Consider the following 558-nt stretch of genomic DNA (forward strand, 5'->3'; position numbering starts at 1 on the left):
GGTATTGCCGCCTCGCATAGTGCCGCCTTGGCCGCCATCGAAAGCCGGCATGGCGGCCGGCTGGGCGTGTTCGCCCGCGACACCGCGGGCGAAGGCACCCTGGCCTGGCGCGCCGACGAACGTTTCACCCTGTGCAGCACCTTCAAGGGGCTGCTCGCCGCCCTCATCCTCGCACGGGCCGCGGCCGGGCAGGACGATCTCGCCCAGCCCATCCCCTACACGGCCCGGGACCTGGCGCGCGCCGGCTATCCTGATTTCGCCTGCCCCGTCACGGCCGCCCGCCTCGGTGACAGGCCCCGGGAATCGATGACGGTGGGCGAACTCTGCCAGGCGGCGGTCGAGGCCAGCGACAATCTCGCCGCCATCCTGCTGATGCGCCGCGCGGGCGGCCCCGCCGGCCTGACCCGCTTCGTCCGTACCTTGGGCGATGCGACCACGCGCATCGACCGCTACGAACCGGACGCCAATGCCTATCGGGGCGCGCTGGACACGACCACGCCACGCGCGATCGTCGCCACCACCCGCGCGATCCTGCTCGGCAACGCGCTTCCTCCGCCC

Annotated in this window: 1 protein-coding gene; it reads left to right on the plus strand. The window is 72.8% G+C overall.

Annotated features, from left to right (window positions below; translation table 11 throughout):
- Window positions 1–27 precede the first annotated feature (27 nt).
- On the plus strand, window positions 28–558 hold a 531-nt coding region (locus HUK84_RS22330; RefSeq protein ID WP_218064510.1), incomplete at its 3' end, for a serine hydrolase.

Source organism: Nguyenibacter vanlangensis (genome assembly GCF_013376155.1).
Classification (GTDB): domain Bacteria; phylum Pseudomonadota; class Alphaproteobacteria; order Acetobacterales; family Acetobacteraceae; genus Gluconacetobacter; species Gluconacetobacter vanlangensis.